The organism is Streptomyces mayonensis, assembly GCF_018982965.1.
Taxonomy (GTDB): domain Bacteria; phylum Actinomycetota; class Actinomycetes; order Streptomycetales; family Streptomycetaceae; genus Streptomyces; species Streptomyces mayonensis.
On sequence record NZ_JACBYP010000039.1, the window covers coordinates 32,680 to 58,560 of the forward strand.

Annotated in this window: 23 protein-coding genes; 14 read left to right on the forward strand and 9 right to left on the reverse strand. The window is 73.5% G+C overall.

What is annotated here, in order from left to right; genetic code table 11:
* Positions 1–41 precede the first annotated feature (41 nt).
* Positions 42–746 carry a TetR/AcrR family transcriptional regulator gene (locus HZS56_RS17145; RefSeq protein WP_216721569.1) on the forward strand — a complete coding sequence of 235 codons (705 nt, stop codon included), beginning with the start codon at positions 42–44 and terminating at the stop codon, positions 744–746.
* Between the two features lie 117 nt (positions 747–863).
* Here the strand turns inward: HZS56_RS17145 and HZS56_RS17150 are convergent, their stop codons facing one another.
* From HZS56_RS17150 to hmgA, 3 genes are read right to left on the reverse strand one after another with little or no spacing between them, the layout of a single operon-like run.
* Positions 864–2,033 (reverse strand): type ISP restriction/modification enzyme, encoded by a 1,170-nt coding sequence (locus HZS56_RS17150; RefSeq protein WP_216721570.1) that lies wholly within the window; start codon positions 2,031–2,033, stop codon positions 864–866.
* Between the two features lie 22 nt (positions 2,034–2,055).
* Entirely contained in the window at positions 2,056–2,805 is a 750-nt protein-coding gene (locus tag HZS56_RS17155; RefSeq protein ID WP_216721571.1) for a GntR family transcriptional regulator, read from the reverse strand.
* A 26-nt stretch (positions 2,806–2,831) separates the two neighbouring features.
* Positions 2,832–4,172 carry a homogentisate 1,2-dioxygenase gene (gene hmgA / locus HZS56_RS17160; protein ID WP_216721572.1) on the reverse strand — a complete coding sequence of 447 codons (1,341 nt, stop codon included), beginning with the start codon at positions 4,170–4,172 and terminating at the stop codon, positions 2,832–2,834.
* Positions 4,173–4,378: 206 nt separating this feature from the next.
* On the opposite strand from hmgA, the gene HZS56_RS38250 reads away from it, so the two are divergent.
* The 8 genes from HZS56_RS38250 to HZS56_RS17200 all read left to right on the forward strand — a co-directional run bounded on the left by HZS56_RS38250 (position 4,379) and on the right by HZS56_RS17200 (position 14,408).
* Positions 4,379–5,359: a hypothetical protein gene (locus HZS56_RS38250; RefSeq protein ID WP_253914398.1), complete on the forward strand. Its 981-nt coding sequence runs from the start codon at positions 4,379–4,381 to the stop codon at positions 5,357–5,359.
* 85 nt (positions 5,360–5,444) lie between these two features.
* On the forward strand, positions 5,445–6,062 hold the full coding sequence (locus HZS56_RS17170; RefSeq protein WP_216721573.1) for a TetR/AcrR family transcriptional regulator: 618 nt from the start codon (positions 5,445–5,447) through the stop codon (positions 6,060–6,062).
* A 197-nt stretch (positions 6,063–6,259) separates the two neighbouring features.
* Positions 6,260–8,536, forward strand: coding sequence for a molybdopterin-dependent oxidoreductase (locus HZS56_RS17175; protein ID WP_216721574.1), 2,277 nt, complete (start codon positions 6,260–6,262; stop codon positions 8,534–8,536).
* Between the two features lie 124 nt (positions 8,537–8,660).
* Complete coding sequence (locus tag HZS56_RS17180; RefSeq protein WP_216721575.1) at positions 8,661–10,133, forward strand: CitMHS family transporter; 1,473 nt, start codon at positions 8,661–8,663, stop codon at positions 10,131–10,133.
* 19 nt (positions 10,134–10,152) lie between these two features.
* Positions 10,153–11,406, forward strand: a complete 1,254-nt coding sequence (locus HZS56_RS17185; protein ID WP_216721576.1) for an MFS transporter — start codon at positions 10,153–10,155, stop codon at positions 11,404–11,406.
* Between the two features lie 2 nt (positions 11,407–11,408).
* Positions 11,409–11,615: a hypothetical protein gene (locus tag HZS56_RS17190; protein WP_216721577.1), complete on the forward strand. Its 207-nt coding sequence runs from the start codon at positions 11,409–11,411 to the stop codon at positions 11,613–11,615.
* 186 nt (positions 11,616–11,801) lie between these two features.
* The gene (locus HZS56_RS17195; protein WP_216721578.1) at positions 11,802–13,190 is read left to right on the forward strand and encodes an aldehyde dehydrogenase family protein; all 1,389 of its coding nucleotides are present in this window, start codon (positions 11,802–11,804) and stop codon (positions 13,188–13,190) included.
* Positions 13,191–13,310: 120 nt separating this feature from the next.
* Positions 13,311–14,408 carry a Zn-dependent alcohol dehydrogenase gene (locus tag HZS56_RS17200; protein ID WP_216721579.1) on the forward strand — a complete coding sequence of 366 codons (1,098 nt, stop codon included), beginning with the start codon at positions 13,311–13,313 and terminating at the stop codon, positions 14,406–14,408.
* On the opposite strand, the gene HZS56_RS17205 is transcribed toward HZS56_RS17200, so the two are convergent.
* The 3 genes from HZS56_RS17205 to HZS56_RS17215 all read right to left on the reverse strand — a co-directional run bounded on the left by HZS56_RS17205 (position 14,405) and on the right by HZS56_RS17215 (position 16,920).
* A complete protein-coding gene (locus HZS56_RS17205) occupies positions 14,405–15,421 on the reverse strand; it encodes a DMT family transporter (RefSeq protein WP_253914400.1) in 1,017 nt (338 codons plus the stop codon). The genes HZS56_RS17200 and HZS56_RS17205 overlap by 4 nt on opposite strands.
* Positions 15,422–15,500: 79 nt before the next feature.
* Positions 15,501–16,214, reverse strand: a complete 714-nt coding sequence (locus HZS56_RS17210) for an ArsR/SmtB family transcription factor (protein WP_216721580.1) — start codon at positions 16,212–16,214, stop codon at positions 15,501–15,503.
* Positions 16,215–16,278: 64 nt separating this feature from the next.
* Positions 16,279–16,920 (reverse strand): TetR/AcrR family transcriptional regulator, encoded by a 642-nt coding sequence (locus HZS56_RS17215; RefSeq protein ID WP_216721581.1) that lies wholly within the window; start codon positions 16,918–16,920, stop codon positions 16,279–16,281.
* A gap of 111 nt (positions 16,921–17,031) precedes the next feature.
* Between HZS56_RS17215 and HZS56_RS17220 the strand changes: the two genes are divergently transcribed.
* The 3 genes from HZS56_RS17220 to HZS56_RS17230 all read left to right on the forward strand — a co-directional run bounded on the left by HZS56_RS17220 (position 17,032) and on the right by HZS56_RS17230 (position 19,380).
* Positions 17,032–18,183 (forward strand): acyl-CoA dehydrogenase family protein, encoded by a 1,152-nt coding sequence (locus HZS56_RS17220; RefSeq protein WP_216721582.1) that lies wholly within the window; start codon positions 17,032–17,034, stop codon positions 18,181–18,183.
* Between the two features lie 156 nt (positions 18,184–18,339).
* Complete coding sequence (locus HZS56_RS17225) at positions 18,340–18,654, forward strand: YiaA/YiaB family inner membrane protein (protein WP_216721583.1); 315 nt, start codon at positions 18,340–18,342, stop codon at positions 18,652–18,654.
* Positions 18,655–18,714: 60 nt separating this feature from the next.
* Positions 18,715–19,380, forward strand: coding sequence for a TetR/AcrR family transcriptional regulator (locus HZS56_RS17230; protein WP_216721584.1), 666 nt, complete (start codon positions 18,715–18,717; stop codon positions 19,378–19,380).
* On the opposite strand, the gene HZS56_RS17235 is transcribed toward HZS56_RS17230, so the two are convergent.
* Complete coding sequence (locus tag HZS56_RS17235) at positions 19,371–19,832, reverse strand: MaoC family dehydratase (protein ID WP_216721585.1); 462 nt, start codon at positions 19,830–19,832, stop codon at positions 19,371–19,373. The two genes, HZS56_RS17230 and HZS56_RS17235, sit on opposite strands and share 10 nt — an antisense overlap.
* 175 nt (positions 19,833–20,007) lie before the next feature.
* Between HZS56_RS17235 and soxR the strand changes: the two genes are divergently transcribed.
* Positions 20,008–20,538 carry a redox-sensitive transcriptional activator SoxR gene (gene soxR / locus HZS56_RS17240; RefSeq protein ID WP_216721586.1) on the forward strand — a complete coding sequence of 177 codons (531 nt, stop codon included), beginning with the start codon at positions 20,008–20,010 and terminating at the stop codon, positions 20,536–20,538.
* Between the two features lie 51 nt (positions 20,539–20,589).
* Here the strand turns inward: soxR and HZS56_RS17245 are convergent, their stop codons facing one another.
* Positions 20,590–21,192: a hypothetical protein gene (locus HZS56_RS17245; RefSeq protein ID WP_216721587.1), complete on the reverse strand. Its 603-nt coding sequence runs from the start codon at positions 21,190–21,192 to the stop codon at positions 20,590–20,592.
* 221 nt (positions 21,193–21,413) lie between these two features.
* On the opposite strand from HZS56_RS17245, the gene HZS56_RS17250 reads away from it, so the two are divergent.
* Positions 21,414–24,248 (forward strand): penicillin acylase family protein, encoded by a 2,835-nt coding sequence (locus HZS56_RS17250; protein WP_216721588.1) that lies wholly within the window; start codon positions 21,414–21,416, stop codon positions 24,246–24,248.
* Positions 24,249–24,290: 42 nt separating this feature from the next.
* Here HZS56_RS17250 and HZS56_RS17255 read toward each other — a convergent pair whose 3' ends face one another.
* Positions 24,291–25,655, reverse strand: a complete 1,365-nt coding sequence (locus HZS56_RS17255; RefSeq protein WP_216721589.1) for an exo-beta-N-acetylmuramidase NamZ family protein — start codon at positions 25,653–25,655, stop codon at positions 24,291–24,293.
* Positions 25,656–25,881: the final 226 nt, after the last annotated feature.

Sequence of the window (25,881 nt, forward strand, 5' to 3'; positions counted from 1 at the left end):
TACGCTGTACGTAACTAGGATGGTGGCCGAGGTGATGCACGATGGCGGGCCGAGCGGCCGTACCCGAAGTGATCTGGTCGCGCCCCGAGCGCACCGGCCGCGGTCCGAGACCGGCGTACACCCGCGCCGACATCGCCGCCGCCGCCGTGCGGATCGCCGACGCCGACGGCCTGGACGCGGTCTCCATGCGCCGCGTCGCCGGGGAGCTGGGCTGCGGCACCATGTCGCTCTACAACTACGTCCCCCGCAAGGAGGACCTGTACGAGCTGATGATGGACGCGGTCAGCGGCGAGCACGAGCTGTGGGAGCCGAGCGGCGACTGGCGTGCCGACATGGTCCGGGTCGCCCACCAGACCCGGGCGCTGATGCACCGCCACACCTGGCTGCCGCGCCTGATGTCCCCGGTCTACGGCTTCAGCCCCAACGCCCTGCGCTACCTGGAGCACTGCCTGGCCTGCCTCGACCCCTTCGACGCGCCGTACGGCACCAAGATGGAGCTGGTCGCCATGGTGAACGGCGTCGTGACGACGTACGTCACCAACGAGATCTCCACCGCGGAGCGCACCCGCTCGCTGCCGTGGTCGCAGGAGCAGGAGAACGCCACGCGCATTGCCTACCTCGGGCGGCAGATCGCGAGCGGCGCCTATCCGAGGCTCGCGGCGTCCTTCGCCGAGGACGCCGGCCCCATCGACCTGGAAGCGGTCTTCGAACGGGCGCTGACGCGGGTGCTGGACGGCTTCACCTGAGCGGGGGTCGCAGCACTGCCCGGAGGATTCGCGAGTGCCGGGGTCGCAGCACTGCCCGGAGGATGCGTGGGCGCCGGGGGTCGCAGCACTGCCCGGAGGATGCGTGGGCGCCAGGGGTCACAGCAGCGCCAGCTGCCCCTCCGGTCCCTCCTCCGGCTCCTCCAGGACCGACGCCGGGCGCCGGGCCGCCGCGGGCACCGGCAGGACGCCCGCCTCGCGCAGCTCCGCCGCCGTGATCTCCGCGGCCACCGGCGTCCGTGCCAACTCCACGCACCGGGCGCGCACTTCGGCGAGCAGGGCGAGAACCGTGATCAGCTCCAGCAGCTCCGACGTCCAGCTCTGCGGCCAGGTGGCCGGGCGGATCGCCGCCAGCGTCCCCGGCTCGCCCTCGGCGGTACGGGCCGCGAACCACTCCTCCAGCACCCGCACCCCGCCCGCCTCGAAGTCCCAGGCGCCCGGCGGCACGGGGGAGACCCGGCCCTCGTCCAGGTGCAGGACCTCCTCGTCGCGGTCGTAGCGCACGGTCAGCGGACGGGCGGGAAGCGGCGCGCGGACGTACGGGCGCCGTCCGCCGGGCAGCTTGGGGCGCTCCCCGTCGCGCCGCATCAGCCACAGGGCGCGCCGGCCCAGCTCGACCCCGCGCTCCCACGCCTCGGGGTCCGCGGTGAGCGGAACCACCGGGCCGGGCCGCACGGCCGCCACCGACCAGGCGAGCACGTCCAGCGCGCCCGGCCGCCGCCCGAGCCGGGCGGCCAGGTGGTCCAGGAGACCGGGAGCGAGGTTGGGCTCGCTGCCGCCGGGGCGGCGGAACAGCGGCCGGACGCGGGTGGGTCCGTACAGCGGCAGCAGCGAGGTCGCAACGAGCAGGGGAGGGCCGGTGGCGTCGGGGGTCTCCAGGACGAACACCTGCCGCTCGTCCGCCACCCGCCACAGCTCCGGGCGGGCTGCGTCGATCAGCCGGTGGTCCGGGATCAGCCACTGCTCGTCGAACGGCGCGCGCAGCACCCGCACCGGCTCCGGGCACGGCCCTGCGGCGCGGGCCAGCCGCCCGGTGCCGCCGGTGCCGCCCGGCAGTCGTCCGACCGCCGTGTGCGGGGTGCGCGAACGGGTCGGCTCGAACAGGGTCGCCCGGTCGGGTCCCTCGGCCTTCAGCAGGGTGTCCCAGCGGGCCTTCAGGGACGCCGCGTCGGGGGCCGTCGGCCACCCCCGGCCGAGCCGCGGCGGTGCGACGGACCACGGCAGGAGGTCCGCCAGGTGCGGAGCGTCGTCGTGCGTCACGCCGGGCATCGTACGACGGGGCGCCGCGGCCTCACGTGGCGTCCAGGGTGACCGTGAACGAGAACCGGTCGCCCCGGTAGTGGATGACGGCCACGTCGAGGACCCGGCCCGTGGTGTCGTAGGTGGTGCCCGTGTAGTGCAGGATCGGGCTGAGCAGCGGGACTTCGAGCAGCCGTGCCGTCTCCGGGTCGGCGAGCCTGGCCTCCACCGTGTCCGTGATCCGGCTGATGGCGACGCCCACCACGTCCCGCAGCACCTTGGTCATCGGCCGGCGGGACAGGTCGTCCGGGTCGATACGGGCGGCCAGTTCGGGAAGGACGTAGTTGCGGGCGTGGTTGGTGGGCTCGCCGGTCTCCTCGTCGCAGCGCAGCCGGTGGTACGCCGCGACCTCGGACAACCCCGGGAAGCTGTCGGCCAGTCCGGGCGGCACGGGCACGCTGCCGTGGTCCAGCAGCTCGGCCTTCATGCCGGACTGCTGGGCCACGATGGCGTCCACCGAGCCCAGCAGCCGCACCGGCGCCCCCCGGCGGGCGTCCGGCTCGATGAACGTGCCGCGCCGCCGGTGGCGGGTGATCAGGCCCTCGTCCTCCAGCTCCTTAAGCGCCTGCCGCATGGTCAGCACGCTCACCCCGTAATGGCCGGCCAACTGCTCCTCGGTGGGCAGGCGCAGCGGGTCCCGGGGCGAGCGGCCGAGTATCGAGGCGCGCAGCGACTGCGACACCTGGTACCACAGCGGCAGCTTCCGGTTCAGGACGATGGAGTCCGGGGCGAAGGAGGTCACGGGCCATCCGTACCGGTCGGGAATCCTCAGTGCAAGGGGCGTCGGGACGAGGGGTCGAAGTGCCGCTCCAGGCCCTGCCAGACGTCGTCGTACCGCGGCTGCAGGTGCTCGGCGCGGGCCGCGTGCGGGGTGAGGGTCACCGGCCACCGGGTCTCGAACATGAACGCCAGCCCGTCGTCGATCCGCTGCGGCCTCAGCTCGGCGCTGCTCGCCCGCTCGAAGGTCTCCCGGTCCGGTCCGTGCGCCGACATCATGTTGTGCAGCGAGCCGCCGCCCGGTACGAAGCCTTCCGCCTTCGCGTCGTAGGCGCCCTCGATCAGGCCCATGTACTCGCTCATCACGTTCCGGTGGAAGTACGGCGGCCGGAAGGTGTCCTCGCCCACCAGCCAGCGCGGCGCGAAGACCACGAAGTCGACGCCCGCGAGCCCCGGGGTGTCCGACGGGGAGGTCAGCACCGTGAAGATCGACGGGTCCGGGTGGTCGTACGAGATGGTGCCGATGACGTTGAAGCGGCGCAGGTCGTAGACGTACGGCACGTGGTTGCCGTGCCAGGCGACCACGTCGAGCGGGGAGTGGTCGTACGCGGCGGTCCAGAGGTTGCCGCAGAACTTGTTGACCACCTCCACCGGGCCCGCCGTCCCCCCGTCGTCCTCGTACGCGGCGACCGGCGCCCGGAAGTCCCGGGCGTTGGCCAGGCCGTTGGCGCCGATCGGGCCCAGGTCGGGGAGCTGGAAGGGGGCGCCGTAGTTCTCGCAGACGTACCCGCGGGCGTCGTCGTCGAGGAGTTCGACGCGGAAGCGGACCCCGCGCGGAATCAGCGCCACGTGGCCCGGCTCGGCGTGCAGCAGCCCGAACTCCGTGCGCAGCAGCAGCCCACCGCGCTCCGGGACGATCAGCAGCTCGCCGTCCGCGTCGCTGAAGACGCGCTCCATGGAGGCCGTCGCGTGGTACAGGTGCACGGCCATGCCGGTGCGCTGGGTCGCGTCGCCGTTGCCGCCGAGTGTCCACAGGCCGGCCACGAAGTCCGTCCCGGCCCCGGGCTCCGGCAGCGGGTTCCAGCGCAGCCGGTTCGGATCGGGCACCGAGGGGGTGAAGGGGGCCGTGCCGATCGTGCCGTTCCCCGTACGGGTGAACGCCGGGTGGGCGGCCGAGGGGCGGATCCGGTACAGCCACGAGCGCCGGTTGTGCGCCCTGGGTTCGGTGAACGCCGTGCCGCTCAACTGCTCCGCGTACAGCCCGAGCGGCGCCCGCTGCGGCGAGTTCCGGCCCTCGGGCAGGGCGCCCGGGACCGCCTCCGAGCTGTGCTCGTTGCCGAAGCCGGACAGGTAGGCCAGCCCCTCCGCGGTCTTCCGCGCTTCCCCGCTCATCGCTCGCTCCCTCGCAACCCGATCGCCACCCGATTCCTATGGGACACCGTAGGATTGCGGTTTCCCGCGCGCAAGAGGGCGTGCGGCCGCCCGTCACGTCCGCCTCCCGTCGTGCTCCGCCCCCCCTGCGCCCTCCTCCCTGAGGATGACCGGAACCAGGCCCCCGGGGGATCCGGATCGTCGGACCCGTGTTCTAGTCTCACGTCATGTCGTGGACGCGGAGAGTGCCCGCCGTGCTCGCGGTCTGTGTCCTGCTGTTGACCGGATCCGCGGGCTGCGGCTCCAGTGATGACGGTGAACCGGAGGCCGGGACCTCGGCCGCACCGGTGGGCAGGCTGCTCGACGCCACCGACGCCGAGGGCCGGCGCTACCGCGAGGTGGACGCCGAGCGGGCGCCCGACGTCGGGATCGAGGTGCAGCCCGACAGCGACGACAGCTGGGACGTCCGCCTGACCCTGAGCGGCTTCCGGTTCTCCCCGTCCGGCACCGGGACCGACGCGGTGGCCGGCCGCGGAACCGCCCGCCTCTTCCTCGACGGCGACCTCCTCACGCACCTGCGCGGCCCCCGGTACCACCTGGCCGCCGACCTCGTCCCGCGCGGCACCCACCAGGTCACCGTCCGGCTGTACGCCGACGACGACACCGTCTGGGCCGTCGACGGCGAGCCCGTCGAGAGCACGGCGGACATCACGGCCTCGGACGCGGAGCCGACGGGGGCGACGGAGCCCGGCAGCATGCCGCGGGCGCCCGAGTCCGGGGCCGCGACGGAGGGGGCCGCGGAGCCGGCGAACGGGGCGGCGGGGGCCGCGGACCCGGCCAACGCGACGGGTGTTGCGGCGGGCATGTCGAGTGCGATGGCCGCGACAAGGGCGACGGGCGCGGTGGGCGTGACGCGTGCGGCGGGCGCGACCGGGATGTCGAGTGCGGCGGGCCGGACGCACGCGACGGGGACGACGAGCGCGATGGGCTGGACGCACGCGGCGGGGACGAGTGCGGCGGGCCGGACGCACGCGACGGGGATGACGAGCGCGACGAGCCGGACGCACGCGACGGGGCGGACGAACCAACCGGGCGGGACGAACCAGCCGGGCGGGACGAACCAGCCGGGCGGGACGAACCAGCCGGGCGGGACGAACCAGCCGGGCGGGACGGTCCGGACGGCCGGCGGACCCGCGGCGACGCCGTGAGCGCGGCTGCCGCCCGTTCCCCGCGGCGCCGCGCCCCGGGCCGTACCGGAACCTACGGTTCCCCCGGGCGTGGAGGAAGGGCATCATGAGCGCCGTGCCCCACCCGACCCCGCTGCGCCGGGCCCCCGTGCAGCGACGCAGCGCCGAACGGCTGACCCGCATCCTCGACGCCTGCGCCGACCTGCTCGACGAGGTCGGCTACGACGCGCTGAGCACCCGGGCCGTGGCGCTGCGCGCGGACGTGCCCATCGGGTCGGTGTACCGCTTCTTCGGCAACAAGCGGCAGATGGCCGACGCGCTGGCCCAGCGCAACCTCGAGCGCTACGCGGAACGCGTCACCGAACGCCTCACGGAGGCCGGTGACGGCGGCTGGCGCGACGCGCTGGACGCGGTGCTGGACGAGTACCTGGCGATGAAGCGGACCGCGCCCGGCTTCTCCCTGATCGACTTCGGCAACCAGATCCCCGTCGGCGACCGCCGCTCCGTCCCCAACCACCGCGTCGCCGAACGGCTCACCGAACTGCTCTCCGGCTACCTGGGCCGCCGCCCCGACGACGGACTGCGCCGCGTCTTCCTCGTCGCCGTGGAGACCGCCGACACGCTCGTCCAGCTCGCCTTCCGGGTCGCGCCGGACGGTGACGAGAAGATCATCGAGGAGGCCCGGGAACTGCTGCGGGCCTACCTGGGGCGCGTACTCGACTGAGCCGTACTCGACTGGTCCGTGCGCGACGGGGCCGTACACGACTGGTCCGTACACGACCGAGCCGCACCCCGCCGAGCCGGACGCCCGGTGTCCGCCCGGGCGGCAGCCGCTTCTCGTTCCCGTACCCCTCCCCAGCATGCCTACCGGTCGGTATGCTCGCGGCCAGAGAGCGCCACCGCCGCCTTCCGGGAGGACCCGTGTCCCGTACCGCCCTGCGCATCTGCCCCCTGTGCGAGGCCACTTGCGGCCTGACCCTCACCGTCGACGGCACCGCCGTCACCGCCGCCCGGGGCGACCGCGACGACGTCTTCAGCCGCGGCTTCGTCTGCCCCAAGGGCGCCTCCTTCGGGGCCCTGGACTCCGACCCCGACCGGCTGCGCACCCCCCTGGTGCGGCGGGACGGCGCACTGCGCGAGGCCACCTGGGAGGAGGCCTTCGACGCGGTCGCCGCCGGCGTGCGCCCCGTCGCCGAGCGGTACGGCCCGCACGCCGTCGGCATCGTCCTCGGCAACCCCAACGTCCACACGGTGGCCGGCGCCCTCTACCCGCCCGTGCTGCTCGGCGCCCTCGGCACCCGCAGCCTCTTCACCGCCTCCACGCTCGACCAGATGCCCAAGCACGTCTCCAGCGGACTGCTCTTCGGCGACGCGAACGCCATCCCCGTGCCCGACCTCGACCGCACCGACCACCTCCTGCTCATCGGTGCCAACCCGCTGGAGTCCAACGGCAGTCTGTGCACCGCTCCCGACTTCCCCGGCCGGCTCAGGGCGCTCAGGGCCCGCGGCGGCACCCTCACCGTCGTCGACCCGCGCCGCACCCGCACCGCGAGACTCGCCGACCGGCACGTGGCGATCCGCCCCGGCACCGACGCGCTGCTGCTGGCCGCGATGGTCCACGTGCTGTACGAAGAGGACCTGACCGACCTCGGCGCCCTCGCCCCGCACGTGGCCGGTGCCGACGAAGTACGGGACGCCCTGCGGCACTTCACCCCGGAATCCGTCGCCGCCGCCTGCGACGTGGACGCCGGCGCGACCCGCGCCCTCGCCCGCGAACTCGCCGCCGCCCCCACCGCCGCCGTCTACGCCCGCATCGGCAGCTGCACCGTCCCGCACGGCACCCTCGCCAGCTGGCTCGTGGACGTCCTCAACATCCTCACCGGCAACCTCGACCGGCCGGGCGGCGCCCTCTTCCCGCAGGCCGCCACCGACCGCACGCCGCGCCCCGCCGGACCCGGCCGCGGATTCCGGCTCGGCCGCTGGCACTCCCGGGTGAGCGCCCACCCCGAGGCCAAGGGCGAACTGCCCCTGTCCGCCCTCGCCGAGGAGATCGACACCGCCACCGGCACCGGCGAACCCGTCCGCGCGCTGCTCACCGTGGCCGCCAACCCCGTCCTGTCCGCGCCCGACGGCGACCGGCTCGACAAGGCCCTGGACTCGCTCGACTTCATGGTCAGCGTCGATCCCTACCTGAACGAGACCTCGCGCCACGCGCACGTCGTCCTCCCCCCGCCCCCGCCCGCGCAGAGCCCGCACCACGACTTCGCCTTCAACACCCTCGCCGTGCGCAACCAGGTCCGCTACACCCGCCCCGCCGTCCCACTCCAGCCCGGCAGGATGGCCGAGACGGAGATCCTGGCCCGGCTGACCCTCGCCGTCACCGGCAGGCACGGCGCCGATCCGGCCGCCGTCGACACCATGGTGATCGAGCAGACCCTCGGCAGGGCCGTACGGGAGCCGCACTCGCCCGTGCACGGCCGCGACCCGGCCGACCTGGCAGCCCTGCTCACCGGCGAGGACGGCCCCGAGCGGCGGCTCGACCTGATGCTGCGCCTGGGCCCCTACGGCGACGGCTTCGGCGCACGGCCGGACGGGTTGACCCTCCAGCGCCTCCTCGCCCACCCGCACGGCATCGACCTCGGCCCGCTGCGCCCCCGCCTGCCTCAGCCGCTGCGGACCCGCAGCGGCAAGGTGGAGCTGCTCCCGGAGCCCGTCGCCGCCGATCTGCCCCGCCTCGCACGGGCCCGGGACGAGCGCCCCGCCGGACTCGTCCTCGTCGGCCGCCGCCACCTGCGCTCCAACAACAGCTGGATGCACAACATCCCGGCCCTCACCGGCGGCTCCAACCGCTGCACCCTGCACGTCCACCCCGACGACGCCGACCGCCTCGGCCTGCGCGACGCCCGGCCCGTGCGCGTCAAGGGGCCCGGGGGAGAGGTGACCGTCCCCGCCGAGGTCACCGACTCCGTCCGGCCCGGCGTGGTCAGCCTCCCGCACGGCTGGGGCCACGACCGCCCCGGCACCCGCACCCGCCACGCCGCCGCCGACCCCGGCGTCAACGTCAACCAGCTCCTCGACGGCAGCGCGCTCGACCCGCTCTCGGGCAACGCGGTCCTCAACGGCGTACCCGTCGAGCTGACCCCACTGACCGGCACGGAGCGGCGTACAGCGGCGACACCTGCAGTCCCAACGCTGTGACCTGGAGTTTTGCGCTTATTGCTCGCATGTCAACGTCTTGTTAACGCGACTTCACGGCCCCTAACGTCGCTCGCACCGCCTGCCCACGGTGGAATGTTCAAGGGCGAACGTTAGGTACTCACTCATGCTGACCATCCTCGGCTTCGCCATGATCGCGACCTTCCTGGTCCTGATCATGATGAAGAAGATGTCGCCGATCGCGGCGCTCGTGCTGATCCCCGCGCTGTTCTGCGTGTTCGTCGGCAAGGGCGCCCACCTCGGCGACTACGTCATCGACGGCGTGTCCAGCCTCGCCCCCACCGCGGCGATGCTCATGTTCGCGATCGTCTACTTCGGGGTGATGATCGACGTCGGGCTCTTCGACCCGATCGTCCGGGCCATCCTGAGGTTCTGCAGGGCCGACCCGATGCGCATCGTCGTCGGCACGGCCCTGCTCGCCGCGATCGTCTCCCTGGACGGCGACGGCTCCACCACCTTCATGATCACGGTCTCGGCCATGTACCCGCTGTACAAGCGGCTGAAGATGAGCCTCGTCGTGATGACCGGCGTCGCCGCGATGGCCAACGGCGTGATGAACACGCTGCCCTGGGGCGGCCCCACCGCCCGTGCCGCCACCGCGCTGAAGGTCGACGCCACCGACATCTTCGTCCCGATGATCCCCGCCCTGGCCGTCGGACTGCTCGCGGTCGTCGTCCTCGCGTACGTGCTCGGTCTGCGCGAGCGCAGGCGGCTGGGCACGCTGTCGCTGGACGAGGCACTGGTGCGTGAGCCGGAGCAGGAGACCGAGACCGTGCTGGTCGGTGCGGGTGCGGGTGCCGGTGCCGGTGCTCGTGCGGGCAAGGCCGGGAGCGGAGGCACGGACGGCACAAAGGGCACCGAGGGCGCGAGCGAGTCGGGCGGCGCGGGCGCGCCGGGCGGTCCCGCGGACCGGGACGGCGCGGCCGCCGCCGACGACTTCCAGGGCCTCGACCCGGACCGGCCGACCCTCCGTCCCAAGCTGTACTGGTTCAACGCGCTGCTCACGGTCGCGCTGCTCACCTGCATGATCACGGAACTGATGCCGATCCCGGTGCTCTTCCTGCTCGGCGCCGCGCTCGCGCTCACCGTGAACTTCCCGCACATCCCCGACCAGAAGGCCCGCATCGCGGCCCACGCCGACAACGTCCTCAACGTCTCCGGCATGGTCTTCGCCGCGGCCGTCTTCACGGGCGTCCTCACCGGCACCGGCATGGTCGACCACATGGCCACCTGGCTCGTGGACACGATCCCCGACGGCATGGGCCCGCACATGGGCCTGGTCACCGGCCTGCTGAGCCTGCCGCTCACCTACTTCATGTCGAACGACGGCTTCTACTTCGGTGTCCTGCCAGTGCTCGCCGAGGCCGGACAGGCGCACGGGGTGTCGACGCTGGAGATCGCCCGCGCCTCGATCGTGGGGCAGCCGCTGCACATGTCCAGTCCGCTCGTCCCGGCCGTGTACGTCCTGGTCGGCATGGCCAGGGTCGAGTTCGGCGACCACACGCGGTTCGTCGTGAAGTGGGCGGTCCTGACGAGTCTGGTGATTCTTGCATCGGGCATCCTGTTCGGCATCATCTGATGATCGGAAGGACAAGATCATGACGCCCGGTGGGAACCGCGGCTGGCTGCTCCGCCTCGTCATCGCCTTCGGCTTCGCGCAGGGGGCGGTGTCGATGGCCCGGCCCGCAGTCTCCTACCGGGCCCTCGCGCTGGGCGCCGACGAGCGGGCGGTCGGTGTCATCGCCGGTGTGTACGCCCTGCTGCCGCTGTTCGCCGCCGTCCCGTTGGGCCGGCGCACCGACCACGGCCGCTGTGCGCCGTTGCTGCCGGTGGGCGTGGTGCTCATCGCCGGCGGCTGTGCGCTGAGCGGCGCCGCCGGGTCCCTGTGGACGATGGCCCTGTGGAGCGGCGTCATGGGCCTCGGGCACCTCTGCTTCGTCATCGGCGCCCAGTCACTGGTGGCCCGCCAGTCGGCGCCGCACGAACAGGACCGCAACTTCGGCCACTTCACCATCGGCGCCTCGCTCGGCCAGCTCGTCGGTCCCATCGCGGCGGGCGCGCTGATCGGCGGCCCCGACATGGCGCGCAGCAGCGCCCTCGCGCTGGTGGTGGCGGGTGCGGGCGCGGCCGTCGCCTTCACGTCCCTGTGGCGCATAGAGCGCCCGGGGGCCGCCGCGTCCCGTACCGGGCAGGGTGCGCGGGTCCCGGTCGGTACCATCCTGCGGGCCCGGGGCGTACCCGCGGGCATCCTGATCAGCCTCTCCGTGCTGTCCGCGACCGACATCCTCACCGCGTACCTGCCGGTGGTCGGTGAGCACCGGGGCATCTCCCCGGCCGTGATCGGCGTACTGCTCAGCCTGCGCGCGGCGGCCACGATCGCCTGCCGCCTGGTGCTGACGCCGCTGCTGCGGCTGCTCGGCCGCACGGCCCTGCTGACGTCCACCTGCCTGCTGGCCGCCCTGCTGTGCGCCGGGGTCGCGCTGCCCGTGCCCGTGTGGGCGCTCGCCGTGATGCTGGTCGTCCTCGGCTTCTGCCTGGGCGTCGGCCAGCCGCTCTCCATGACGACGGTCGTCCAGGCCGCCCCCGACGGGGCGCGTTCGACGGCCCTCGCCCTGCGCCTGACCGGCAACCGCCTCGGCCAGGTCGCCGCGCCCGCCGCCGCGGGCCTGATCGCGGGCGTCGCCGGGGTGGCGGCACCGTTCGTGATGCTGGGGGCGCTCCTCCTGGGCTCCTCCGGAGTCGCCCTGCGGGCCCCCGCGGTGGGCGCCGCCGACCCGCGGCGCGCGGCGGTCGGGCAGGATGTCCCGGACCGGGCCGGCGGCGGCCGGCCGTGCCGGGAGACGAAGGGCTGAGCATGCTCCTGATCATTCTGTCCGTGATCCTCGTCCTCGTCGTGGGCGGCTGCGCCTGCGTCGTGTGGGCCGCCCGCGGCGGTCCGCCCTGGACCCGTGTGGTCGCCGGCATGACGATGGCGGCGGGCGAACTGGTCCGCGTCCGCCCCTCGAACGGCGGCCGGAACAGCGGCGGCGACACCTCCACGGGCGGCGGTTCGGACGGCTGACGTCCCGCAGCGTGAGCCGGCTGCGCGACGGTGTTCCGGCCCCGCACGGCGAGTGGCCCTGCCGGCACCGCACTCCCCGGGAAGGTGAGCCACGCCACCGTCGGGGAGGCCGGGAGGCCCCTGGCGCCGTAAAACTATCGGCGCTAGTTTGAGGGTCGGACGACGAGGCCCGCCCGGAGGGATGCGATGAAGGCACACGACGGCATGTACATCGACGGAGCCTGGCGGCCCGCCGACGGGCGGGACCCGATCGAGGTCGTGAATCCGGCCGACGGAGAGGTGATCGGCCGCGTCCCCGCCGGCAACGCCCTGGACGTCGACACCGCCGTACGGGCCGCCCGCGCAGCCCTGCCCGGCTGGGCCGCCACCCCGCCCGCCGAGCGCGCCGCCCGCCTGGCCGCCCTGCGGGACGTCCTGGTGGCCCGCAAGGACGAGATCGCCGCGACGGTCACCGCGGAACTGGGCTCCCCGCTGAAGTTCTCGCAGGCCGTGCACGCCGCCGCCCCCATCGCGGTCGCCGGGTCCTACGCCGAACTGGCGGCCACGTACGCCTTCGAGGAGAAGGTCGGCAACTCCGTCGTCCACCACGAGCCGGTCGGGGTCGTCGGGGCCATCACCCCCTGGAACTACCCGCTCCACCAGATCGTCGCCAAGGCCGCCCCGGCGCTGGCGGCCGGCTGCACGATGGTGCTGAAGCCCGCCGAGGACACCCCGCTCACCGCTCAGCTCTTCGCCGAGGCGGTGCACGAGGCGGGCGTACCGGCCGGTGTCTTCAACCTGGTCACCGGCCTCGGCCCGGTCGCGGGCCAGGCCCTCGCCGAACACCCCGGCACCGACCTGGTCTCCTTCACCGGCTCCACCGCCGTGGGCCGCCGGATCGGCGCCGCCGCGGGCGCCGCCGTCAAGCGGGTCGCCCTCGAACTCGGCGGCAAGTCCGCCAACGTCATCCTCCCGAGCGCCGACCTGACCAGGGCCGTGAACGTCGGCGTCGCCAACGTCATGTCCAACTCCGGCCAGACGTGCAGCGCCTGGACGCGCATGCTCGTCCACCGCGACCAGTACGACGAGGCGGTGGAGCTGGCCGCCGCGGCCGCCGCGAAGTACGGCGACCGGATCGGCCCCCTCGTCAACGCCAAGCAGCAGGAACGGGTGCGCGGTTACATCGAGAAGGGCGTCGCCGAGGGCGCCCGCCTCGTCGCGGGCGGCCCCGAAGCCCCGCGCGAGCAGGGGTACTTCGTCAGCCCCACGGTCCTCGCCGAGGTGACGGACGAGATGACCGTCGCCCAGGAGGAGATCTTCGGCCCCGTCCTGTCCGTCCTCCGCTACGAGGACGAGGAGGACGCCCTGCGGATCGCCAACGGCACGGTCTACGGCCTCGCCGGAGCCGTCTGGGCGGGTGACGAGGCGGAGGCGGTGGCCTTCGCACGCCGGATGGAGACCGGGCAGGTCGACATCAACGGCGGCCGGTTCAACCCGCTGGCACCCTTCGGCGGCTACAAGCAGTCCGGCGTCGGCCGCGAACTGGGCACGCACGGCCTCACGGAGTACCTGCAGACCAAGTCCCTCCAGTTCTAGCCCGTTCCGTTTCCAGCCCACACGTCGAGCCCGCCGGCCCACAGGTCCAGCCCGCCGGCCCGGCCCGTCGGCCCGCAGGTCCCGTCCACAGGTCCAGCCCGCAGGGGAGCCGTCCACGCCATGGCCGTCCGTACCGCAGTCCGCGCCGCCGTCGTACCCGCCACCGGCGACCCGCTGGTGGTCACCGACATCGAGCTGCCCGAGCCCGGCCCCGGCCGGGTCCGGGTGCGGCTCGCCGCCGCCGGGGTCTGCCACTCCGACCTGTCCCTGTCCAACGGCACCATGCGCGTACCGCTGCCCGCCGTCCTCGGCCACGAGGGCGCCGGCACCGTCGTCGCCGTCGGCGAGGGCGTCACCCGTGTCGCGCCCGGCGACGAGGTCGTCCTCAACTGGGCCCCGTCCTGCGGTGCCTGCCACGCCTGCTCGCTCGGCGAGGTGTGGCTGTGCGCGAACGCCCTGGCCGGCGCCGCCGAGGTGCACGCCCGCCGCGCCGACGACGGCGCCGATCTGTACCCCGGCCTGAACGTCGCCGCGTTCGCCGAGGAGACGGTGGTGGCCGCGGGCTGTGTCCTGCCCGCCCCCGAGGGCATCCCGCTCACCGAGGCGGCGCTCCTCGGCTGCGCCGTCCTCACCGGGTACGGCGCCGTCCACCACTCGGCGCGGGTGCGCGAGGGCGAGACGGTCGCGGTCTTCGGCGTCGGGGGAGTGGGCCTCGCTGCCCTCCAGGCGGCCCGGATCGCGGGCGCCTCGAAGATCGTCGCCGTCGACGTCTCACCGGAGAAGGAGGAGCTGGCCCGCACGGCCGGCGCCACCGACTACGTCCTGGCCTCCGACACCACCGCCCGCGAGATCCGCGCCCTCACCGGCAAGCAGGGCGTCGACGTCGCCGTGGAGTGCGTCGGCCGCGCGGTCACCATCCGCACCGCCTGGGAGTCCACCCGGCGCGGCGGGCGCACCACGGTCGTCGGCATCGGCGGCAAGGACCAGCAGGTCACCTTCAACGCCCTCGAACTCTTCCACTGGGGCCGCACCCTCTCGGGCTGCGTCTACGGCAACGCCGACCCGGCCCGCGACCTGCCGGTCCTGGCCGAGCACGTCCGCGCGGGCCGCCTCGACCTCGGCACGCTGGTGACGGAACGCATCGGCCTGGACGGCATTCCTGCCGCCTTCGACAACATGCTGGCGGGCAGGGGCGGCCGGGCGCTGGTGGTGTTCTAACGGCCCCGTGCGTCCTCGGCCAGCGGCTCCGGGGGCGTCGCGGATCCGGGTGCCCCCGGTGCCGGGGTCGTGCGCCGGCCGGAACGCGACACCGCCACGCCCGCCAGGCACAGCGCGCCGCCCGCGAGCGTGAGCAGCCCCGGCACCTCGCCGAGCGCCAGCCAGGACATCAGGACGACGAGCGCGGGCACGGCGTACGTGGTCGCGCCCATGCGCCCGGCGGTCGTACGGGCCAGCGCGTACGCCCAGGTCGTGAACGCCAGAGCGGTCGGGAACACGCCCAGGAACACCATGTTGAGCGTGGCCGTCGCGGGCGCCGCGGCCGCCTCCCGCACCAGCTGCCCCGTGAACGGCAGACACAGCACGGCCCCGGCCAGGCACCCGAACGTCGTCACCTGCAGCGCGCTCGCGTGCCCCAGCGCGGGCTTCTGCGCCACCACGCCGCCCGCGTACGCCACGGCGGCCAGCAGGCACAGCACCACCCCGAGCAGTGAGGACCCGCCCGCACCGGACATCGACAGGCCCACGGTCACCGCACCGGCGAAGGACACCGCCATGCCGGTCAGCAGACGCGGCGGCAGCGCGTCCCCGAGCAGCCGGGCGCCGAGCAGGGCGATGAGGATCGGACCGACGTTCACCACGAGGGCGGCCGTACCGGCGTCCACCTGCTGCTCGCCCCAGTTCAGCACCACCATGTAGAGGCCGAACCACAGCAGCCCGGAGACCGCGATCCCGCGCCACGCCGCCCGCGGCGGCAGCCCCTCCCGGCGCACCAGCCAGATCGCCCCGAGGACCAGGGACCCCGAGAGCAGGCGGCCGAGTGCCAGCGCTCCGGGTGAGTACGCCTCGCCCGCGCTGCGGATGGAGACGAACGCGGAGGCCCACAGGACGACGGTGACCGCGGCCGCCGCGGTCGCGAGCAGCTCCGGACGGCGCGACGGGGCGGGGCCGGACGAGGCGGGGCCGGACGGGGCGGAGTCGTACGGGGGGTCGGACGGGGCGGTGCTCATCATGCTCCTCAGGCTAGGAGGGGAAGAACGCGACGACCGGCGGATTTCGGACGCGGAGTCCGCGAGCCGGACAGCCCGGTGCTCAGCGCAGCTCCGCCGCTTCGGTGCCCAGCAGTTCGGACAGCGCCCGCTCGCCCGCCGCCGTGACCTTCACCGCCCGCCCCGAGCCGATCCGCACGCACCACCCGGCGTCCAGGGCGTGCCGGCACAGGGCCGCACCCGCGAGGCCCGCGAGATGGGGGCGCCGTTCGGTCCAGTCGAGGCAGGCCCGGGCCAGCGGCCGGCGACCGGTGGGCCGCAGGGCGATCCCGGCGTACTCGAACCAGCCGAGGCCCGCGTCGGTGAGCGCGAAGCCGGTGTCCTGGCGCAGCAGCCCGCGGCCGGTCAGCGCGTCGGTGAGCGCGATGCCGAGCCGCCCGGCGAGATGGTCGTAGCAGGTACGTCCGCGGGCCAGCGCGGATCCGGCACTCGACGCCCGCAGGGTGCGCGGCCGGTGTGCTCCGGCCCCGGGTGCGACCTGCGCGGCCAGGTCCTCCACCAGCTGCGCCACCCGGTCGTCGGCCAGCCGCACGTACCGGTGCCGCCCCTGCCGCTCCTCGGCCAGCAGCCCGCCCGCGACCAGCTTGCCCAGGTGCTCGCTCACCGTCGAGGCGGCCACCCCGGCGTGCCGGGCCAGCTCACCGCCGGTCCACGCCCGCCCGTCGAGCAGCGCCAGCAGACAGGCGGCGCGCGTCTCGTCCGCGATCAGTGCGGCCAGCCGGGCGAGGCCGGGCGCCTCGGCGTCCTTCTCGGTCATGCCTTCCAGGATGCGCCCCGCACGGTTCGGCGGGCGCCGAAGCGTCCCCGTACGCCTCGCGTGCTCACGGCTCCTGCCGTACCCGCTCGTACTGCTGTGCCAGCCCGTCGAGGAGGGCGGTGAGCCCGGTCTCGAAGGCCCGCTCGTCGATCTTCTCCTGCTGTTCGGCCAGGAGGTGGGCCTGCTGGAGGTGCGGGTAGTCGGAGGGGTCGTACGCACCGGCGTCGTCGACGAAACCCCCGGCGAAGGAACCGAGCGCGGAGCCCATCACGAAGTACCGCATCAGCGCGCCGACGGACGTGGCCTGGGCCGGGGGCCAGCCGGCCGCGACCATCGCGCCGTAGACGGCGTCGGCGAGGTGCAGGGCGGCCGGGCGGCGGCCGGGACCGTGGGCCAGGACCGGGACGATGTTGGGATGGTCGCGCAGGGCCGCCCGGTAGGAGACGGCCCAGTCGTGCAGCGCGGTCCGCCACTCCCGCCCGTCCTGGAACATCGACAGGTCGACCTGTGCGCTCACCGAGTCGGCGACGGCCTCCAGGATCTCGTCCTTGGTGCGGAAGTGGTTGTACAGCGAGGGTCCGCTCACTCCCAGCTCCGCGGCGAGCCGGCGCGTGGAGACGGCCGCGAGGCCCTCCGCGTCCACCAGCGCGCGGGCCGTCTCGACGATCCGGTCGGTGCTGAGCAGGGGCTTGCGCGGTCGGGCCATGGCGCACATAGTAGGGCTGGAACATTTAACTAGCAGTGCTAATTTAAAGGCACCGTCCGGTGCGTCCGGTGATCCACCGGTGAAGGTCCGTCCGCTGTGGGGTGACTCGGCATGAATCTGGAGCTCGGCGAGGAGCAGAGCGCGGTGCGGCAGCTCGCGCGGGACTTCGTGGCGCGCGAGATCACCCCGCACGTCGTCGCCTGGGACCGCGCCGAGAACGTGGACCGGTCGATCGTGAAGAAGCTCGGCGAGGTCGGCTTCCTCGGGCTCACCGTCGACGAGGAGTACGGCGGCTCCGGCGGCGACCACCTCTCGTACTGCCTGGTCACCGAGGAGCTGGGGCGCGGCGACAGCTCCGTGCGCGGGATCGTCTCCGTCTCCCTGGGCCTCGTCGCCAAGACAGTCGCCGCCTGGGGCAGCGAGGAGCAGAAGCGGCGCTGGCTGCCCGGCCTCACCTCCGGCGAGTACCTCGGCTGCTTCGGCCTCACCGAGCCCGGCACCGGGTCGGACGCGGGCCACCTCACCACCCGCGCGGTGCGCGACGGCGGGGACTACGTGATCAACGGCACCAAGATGTTCATCACCAACGGGACCTGGGCCGACGTCGTCCTGCTCTTCGCCCGGTCCACCGACGCCCCCGGCCACAAGGGCGTCTCCGCCTTCCTGGTGCCCACCGACACCCCCGGCCTCACCCGCCGCACCGTCCACGGCAAGCTGGGGCTGCGCGGTCAGGCCACCGCCGAACTGGTCCTGGAGGACGTCCGCGTCCCCGCCTCCGCCCTGCTCGCCCCCGAGGGCAAGGGCTTCTCGGTCGCCATGTCGGCCCTCGCCAAGGGCCGGATGTCGGTCGCGGCCGGCTGCGTCGGCATAGCCCAGGCCGCGCTGGACGCGGCCGTGCGGTACGCGGGCGAGCGCGAGCAGTTCGGGAAGACCATCGCCCACCACCAGCTGGTCCAGGAGCTGATCAGCGACATCGCCCTCGACGTGGACGCCGCCCGGCTGCTGACCTGGCGGGTCGCCGACCTGGTCGACCGGGGGCAGCCCTTCGCCGTCGAGTCCTCCAAGGCCAAGCTGTTCGCCTCGGAGGCGGCCGTGCGCGCGGCCAACAACGCCCTCCAGGTCTTCGGCGGCTACGGCTACATCGACGAGTACCCGGTGGGCAAACTGCTGCGCGACGCCCGCGTGATGACCCTCTACGAGGGCACCAGCCAGATCCAGAAGCTGGTCATCGGCCGTGCGCTCACCGGCGTTTCGGCCTTCTGAACGCCGGGTTCCGAGTAGCGGACCTGAACGCCGGCCCCCGAGTGACAGACCCGAACGCCGCGCCCCGAGCGGCAGACCCGGGCGCCGGGCCCTGAGTAGCGGAACTGAGTACGCGGGCGGATGTGGCCCGGAACACATCCGCCGATCCTTGTCCCCATGAGTGAGACAGCGGTCAAGCAGCAGAACACGGCGGCCTTCTACGGCCAGGCCGTCGCGTCGTTCGCGGTCGCCATGGCCGCCACCGCCATCGGCATCTACCAGCTCGAGGCCGACCCCTGGGTCCGTGCCTTCCTCGCCATCGCCGTCCTGTACCTGGTCACCTCGGCCTTCACGCTGGCCAAGATCATCCGGGACCGCCAGGAGGTCGGCCAGATCGTGAGCCGGGTCGACCAGGCGCGGCTGGACAAGATCCTCGTCGAGCACGACCCCTTCCAGAAGCCGGGCGGCGCCCCTGCCGGACCGCGCCCCTAAGCGCTCGCTCAGTTTCCCCGGTATGGTGGTGGCCCTGTCACCGAGAGGGGCGAACGAGCGATGAGTACGGCGGCCGAGACGGCGGGCGGCGAAACCGAGCCGTGGGACGAGGTCACGCCCGACGCGGCCAGGCGGCTCCTGGTCGCGGCCGTGGAGGCCTTCGCCGAGCGCGGGTACCACGCGACCACGACCCGCGACATCGCCGGCCGGGCCGGCATGAGTCCCGCCGCGCTCTACATCCACTACAAGACCAAGGAAGAGCTGCTCCACCGCATCAGCCGCATCGGCCACGACCGGGTGCTCGCCATCCTGCGGACCGCGGCCCAGGGCGAGGGAGGCGCCGCCCAGCGCCTCGCCGACGCTGTCAGCTCCTTCGTGCGCTGGCACGCGGGCCGGCGCACCACCGCGCGCGTCGTCCAGTACGAACTGGACGCGCTCGGGCCCGAGGCGCGCGCCGAGATCCTCGCCCTGCGCCGCCAGGTCGACGCCGAGATCCGCGGCATCGTCGAGGACGGCGTGGCGTCCGGGGAGTTCGACGTGCCGGACGTGAAGGGCACCACGCTCGCCATCCTGTCGCTCTGCATCGACGTGGCCCGCTGGTTCAACGTGAACGGTGCCCGGACGCCCGACGAGATCGGCGCCCTCTACGCCGTGCTCGTGCTGCGGATGGTGGGGGCCGACGCCTCCCACGCCGCGAGGCAGCGGTCCGGCACCGCTCAGACGTAGTAGCGCGAGACGGACTCGGCGACGCACACCGGCTTGTCGCCGCCCTCGCGTTCCACGGTGAAGGCGACGCTCACCTGGACGCCCCCCGCGACATCCTCGGCGCCGGTGATCGTGGCCGTGGCGCGCAGCCGCGAGCCGACCGGGACGGGGGAGGGGAAACGGACCTTGTTGGTTCCGTAGTTGACGCCCATCCTCACGCCCTCGACCCGGATCAGCTGCGGGCCGAAGAGAGGGAGGAGCGACAGGGTCAGATAGCCGTGCGCGATCGTGGTGCCGAACGGTCCGGCGGCGGCCCTCTCCGGGTCCACGTGGATCCACTGGTGGTCGCCGGTCGCCTCGGCGAACAGGTCGATCCGCTTCTGGTCGACCTCCAGCCAGTCGGTGTACCCCAGTTGCTCTCCCACCGCCGCCTTCACCTCGTCGGCGGACGCGAAGATCCTCGGCTCTGCCATGCTGTCCCGGCCTCCCAAGTCGTACCAAGTCCTGTCAAGGCGTACCAGGCCGTACCGGTCCCGGGGCGCGCCGGGACCGGCGAGTCCGACCATGCTAAGCGACTGCTTAGCATGGTGGTCCGCGGGGCCCCTGTCAACGGACCGGCCGGGCGGCCGGGTCGGTAGGGTCGGTGGGGTGCCCCAGATCCCGGAGAAGGTCCATGAACTCACCGTCGGCCAGCTCGCCGCGCGCAGCGGCGCCGCCGTCTCCGCCCTGCACTTCTACGAGTCGAAGGGTCTGATCTCCAGCCGCCGCACCTCGGGCAACCAGCGCCGCTTCACCCGGGACACGCTGCGCCGGGTCGCCTTCGTGCGCGCGGCGCAACGCGTCGGCATCCCGCTCGCCACGATCCGCGAGGCGCTCGCCGAACTGCCGGAGGAGCGCACGCCCACCGAGGGGGACTGGGCCAGGCTCTCCCGCTCCTGGCGCTCCGAACTGGACGAGCGGATCAAGCAGCTCAACCGGCTGCGCGACCACCTCACCGACTGCATCGGCTGCGGCTGCCTGTCCCTGGACACCTGCGTCCTGTCCAACCCCGACGACGCCTTCGGCCAACGCGCCGCCGGGTCGCGCCTCATGGTGGAACACCGGGACGCCGGGTCCCGCGGCGGCCCGCCGCCGGAACGCGCCCGCGGCGACCGGGACATCCAGTGCTGCGACGACTGACGGGCCACCGCCGTCGGGGGCGCGGCATCCCCGGCGCACCCCCGCGGTCGGCTACGCCGACATCAGCAGTCGCCCCCGGCGGGCGTCCGCCAGCGCGTCGGGGGTGAGGACGGGCCGCGGCACGAGGATGCCGCAGTCCGCGCAGACCGGCCCCGTCGAGGGCTCGTGGTCCAAGTCGTACGTCCAGATCAGGCGCTCCCCGGCACACACCGGGCACACGGACCCCGGCTCACGCTCCAGCGCCGAGATCAGCCGGCGCAGCACCTCCGCCAGTGGTCCGTCGGGATGGACCCTGGGGTCGTCGCACCAGGCCACGCCGAACCCGCCCCAGGTCAGCCGGTGCCAGTCGTCCACGCTGCCCGGCCTGCGCAGCCCGTCGTGCTTCTCCTTCCTGCGCCGCTCGGCGAAGGCGACCTCGTAGGCCAGCCACACCGAACGCGCCTCCTCCAGCTCCTCCAGTGCGGCCACGAGCCGCACCGGATCGGGGGAGCGGTCCTCGGGACCGAACCCGGCCCGGGAGCAGAGATGGTCCCAGGTCGCCCTGTGCCCGTAAGGGGCGAAACGCTCAAGGCACTTGCGCAGCGAATAGCGCCGCAGCGCCAGGTCGCACCGTGGATCGCGGACCTGTCTCGCCAGACTTCGGAAACCGGCCATAGCCCTGCACCTCCGTCACACCTGCACCTGTACTTCGGTCACTTCGGCGTCGTCGTACGGACGTCGCCGAATAGACGTATCGACAACCGATTCGGCTCCATCCGATTTCCGATGCCCCCCATAAGCCGATCCACCCACTCCGGAAAGTGACGCATGTTCATCTTCCAACTCGGGGATACCGGCGGTAACGTCCCGCCACATCCCCGTCGGGAGGAGCTGCCATGCCACGGCGCAACCCACGCAACGCCCTCGACAGACTGAGAACTCCCCGCGGCCTCCACGGGTTCCTGAAGACCGCATCCGTATGCGCGCTCCTTACCGGACTTTTGTCACCGCTTTCCCCGGCGGCGGCCGCCGCGACGCCGGCCACCGGGACCGCCGCCGAGGAGTCCGCCGAGGTCACCGCCGCCGGGGCCGCCGCCAACGACCACTGCGGCGGCCAGTGTTCGGACATCCTGCCGCCCGGCCAGAACGGCAACGCCACCCTCGCGCAGATCCTCCTCAACCAGGCCTTCGGCGCCCAGCCCGCGCACGCCGAGGACCAGCTCGGCCCCTACGCGAACCTCGCCACCGGCCACCCCGGCCTCACCAACGACAAGATCAACACCTTCTTCAACGACGCCTCCTTCGGCGTCCCCGACGGCCAGGCCGCCTCCACCGTCCGCCCCGACGGCCGCGACGACGTCACCATCGTCCGCGACAAGAAGACCGGCGTGCCCCACATCACCGGCACCACCCGCTACGGCACCGAGTTCGGCGCGGGCTATGCCGCGGCCCAGGACCGGCTGTGGCTCATGGACCTCTTCCGGCACGTCGGCCGCGGCCAGTTGACCCCCTTCGCCGGCGGCGCCCCCGCCAACCAGGGCCTGGAGCAGCAGTTCTGGCGCGGCGCCCCCTACACCGAGGCCGACCTGGAGGCCCAGATCGAGAGCGCCGCCGCCAAGGCCGGCGAGCGCGGCGACCTGGCCCTCGCCGACGTGGACGCCTACCTCGCCGGCGTCAACGCCTACATCGACGCCTCCGACCGGGGCCGCTACTTCCCCGGCGAGTACGTCCTGACCGGCCACAAGGACGCGATCACCAACGCCGGCACCATCGAGCACTTCGAACGCGCCGACCTGATCGCGCTGGCCTCGGTCATCGGCTCCCTCTTCGGCGCCGGAGGCGGCGGCGAGGTCGACAACGCGCTCTCCCTGCTCGCCGCCCAGGAGAAGTACGGCGTCGCCGAGGGCACCGAGGTCTGGGAGTCCTTCCGCCAGCGCAACGACCCCGAGGCCGTCCTCACCCAGCAGGACGGCAGCTTCCCGTACCTGCCCACGCCGGACGACCCGCAGGGCCGCGCCCTGCCCGACGCCGGGTCCGTCGAGGCGGAGCCGCTGGTGTACGACCGTACCGGCAGCGCCGCCGACGCGGACGCGACCGGCGCCTCCAGCACCGCGGCGCAGACCGCCACGGCCTCGGCACGGCGCGGCATGTCCAACGCCCTCGTCGTCAGCGGCGCGCACACGGACAGCGGCCACCCGGTCGCCGTCTTCGGACCGCAGACCGGCTACTTCGCCCCGCAACTGCTCATGCTCCAGGAGATCCAGGGCCCCGGCATCAGCGCCCGCGGCGCCTCCTTCGCCGGACTGAGCATGTACGTCGAACTCGGCCGCGGCCAGGACTACGCCTGGAGCGCCACCACGTCGGGCCAGGACATCATCGACACCTACGCGGTCGAGCTCTGCCGGGACGACTTCCACTACCTCTACCGCGGCACCTGCACACCCATGGAGAAGGTCGAGCGCGAGAACGCCTGGAAGCCGACCGTCGCCGACTCCACCGCCGCCGGCTCCTACACGATGCGCGTCTGGCGCACCAAGTACGGACCCGTCGAGTACCGCGCCACGGTCGGCGGCAAGAAGGTCGCCTACACCACCCTGCGCTCCTCCTACCTCCACGAGGCCGACTCGATCATCGGCTTCCAGATGCTCAACGACCCCGACTACCTCGACGGCCCCGAGCGCTTCCAGGGCGCGGTCCAGCACATCAACTACACCTTCAACTGGTTCTACGCCGACTCCGAGCACACCGCCTACTACAACAGCGGCGACAACCCGGTCCGCGCGGACGGCGTCGACGCCGAGTTCCCCCTCTGGGCGCGGCAGGCGTACGAGTGGCAGGACTGGGACCCGGACGGCAACACCGCCCGCTACACCGCCGCCCCCGCCCACCCGCAGTCGGTCGACCAGGACTACTACATCTCCTGGAACAACAAACAGGCCGCGGACTACCCGGCCGCCTCCTGGGGCAACGGCTCCGTCCACCGCGGCGACCTCCTCGACGACCGCGTGCAGGAGCTGGTCGCCGAGGGCGGCGTCACCCGCGCCGCGCTGGTCGAGGCCATGGCCGAGGCGGGCCTCGCCGACCTGCGCGCCGAGGACGTCCTGCCCGGCCTGCTGAAGGTGGTCGAGTCCGCGCCGGTGACCGACCCGGCGGCCAAGACGGCCGTGGACGGCCTGAAGGCGTGGCTGTCGGAGGGCGGCGGCCTGCGCACGGAGACCTCGGCCGGCTCGAAGAAGTACGCCCACGCCGACGCGATCCGCACCCTGGACGCCTGGTGGCCGCTGCTGGTGCGGGCCCAGTTCGAACCCGGCCTCGGCAGCGGCCTCTACACCGCCTTCACCCGCAACCTGCCCGTCGACGAGTCCCCGTCCGCCGCCCACGGCCCGACCGGCGCCCACGCCGGCAGCGCCTTCCAGTACGGCTGGTGGAGCTATGTCGACAAGGACATCCGGGCCGTGCTCGGCGAGCCCGTCAAGGGCCCGCTCGCGCACACCTACTGCGGCGACGGCGACCTCGCCGCCTGCCGGGACACCCTGGTCACCACCCTCAAGGAGGCGGCGGGCCGCCCGGCCGGCCAGGTCTACCCCGGCGACGAGAACTGCTCGGCCGGCGACCAGTGGTGCGCCGACTCGGTGATCCACCGCACCCTCGGAGGCATCAAGCACGGCGGCATCGGCTGGCAGAACCGGCCGACCTACCAGCAGGTCGTGGAGTTCACCTCCCACCGGTGACCGGCCGGCACGGAGGTCATCCGTGGAGCAGGTAGACGGAGGTCACCCGTAGAGGAGGTACTGGCGGCGCGTCCTGCGGAACGCCGCCAGTTCCGCCTCCCAGCCGTCCACCACCTCGCCGGTGTCCGCACCCGCGTCGATCATCGTGCGTACCCGGGCGGACCCGGTGAGCCTGTCGATCCAGTGGTCCGACCGCCAGGCGAAGCCCTCCCAGGACCGCTTGGCGGTCACCAGGAGGGCGATGCCGGTGCGCACCGGGTCGAACACGGCCCGGTCGTGCACGTGGAGCTGCACACCGCCGACGGTCTTCCCCTGGAACTTGGAGAACGTCGGCGCGAAGTACGCTTCCCTGAAGCGCACGCCCGGCAGCCCGGCCTCGTTCGCGGCCGCGGCCCAGTCCCCGTCGATCCCCTCCGCGCCCAGCAGCTCGAACGGGCTGGTGGTGCCGCGACCCTCGGACAGGTTCGTGCCCTCGAACAGGCAGGTCCCCGAATACACCAGCGCGCACCGGGGCGTGGGCATGTTCGGGCTCGGCGGCACCCACGGCAGCCCGGAGGCGTCGTAGAACTCCGAACGCCGCCAGCCCGTCATCGGCACCGTCTCCAGCGGTACCGGCCGCGCCAGGAACTCGTGGTTGAAGAGCAGCGCCAGCTCGGCGACCGTCATGCCGTGCGCCTGGGCGATCGGCCGCCGCCCGACGAAACTCGCGAACTCCTCGTGCAGGACCGGCCCGAGCGCCGCCCGCCCGGTCACGGGGTTCGGCCGGTCCAGGACCACGAACCGCTTCCCGGCGAGCCCGGCCGCCTCCATGCAGTCGAACAGCGTCCAGATGTACGTGTAGAACCGCGCGCCCACGTCCTGGATGTCGAAGACGACGGTGTCCACCCCGGACGCCGTGAACACGTCCGCGAGCGGCTGCCCGCTCTTCAGGTACGTGTCGTAGACCGGCAGCCCGGTCGCGGGGTCGTCGTACCGGCCCTCGGAGCCGCCCGCCTGCGCGGTGCCGCGGAAGCCGTGCTCGGGGCCGAAGACGGCGGTCAGGTCCACGCGGGCGTCGGCGTGCATGACGTCGACGATGTGGCGCACGTCCCTGGTGATGCCCGTCGGGTTGGTCACGACCCCGACCTTCTGTCCGGCGAGCGGGGCGTAGCCGCCGTCGGCGAGGCGCTCGAAGCCGGTACGCAGCTGCCGGCCTCCGTGCCCGGCGTGCGCCGTCTGCGCGGTTTCGGCCGGCCGAGCCGCCTGATCCGCCTGATCCGCCCGTGCGGTGTGCGCGGCCTGGTCCGCCTGTGCCCCCTGTGCTGCGGCCTGGGCGGCCTGTGCCGGGCCCGCGGCGGTGGCCGCGGCCGTGGTGCCGGCCGCCACCGCGGCCGTCGTGGCGAGCAGGTTCCGTCTGGACAGCGTCATGCGGTGACCTCCGTGAGCGCGGCGGGTGTCATGCGCACGCACGCTAACCCGCGTCCCGGGCGGCGCGGAACGAGCCGGACCGCGGGTTCACCTCTTCCGTCGTACATACCGACTGGTTAGTCTGGAGCGTGCCCTGCCGGTGGACCGGCCGTCTCCGCGCCGTGCCGAACCGTGCCCGCGCCGTGTGTCCGCGCCGTGTCCGCCCGAGCAGCGCCGTGCCCGAGCC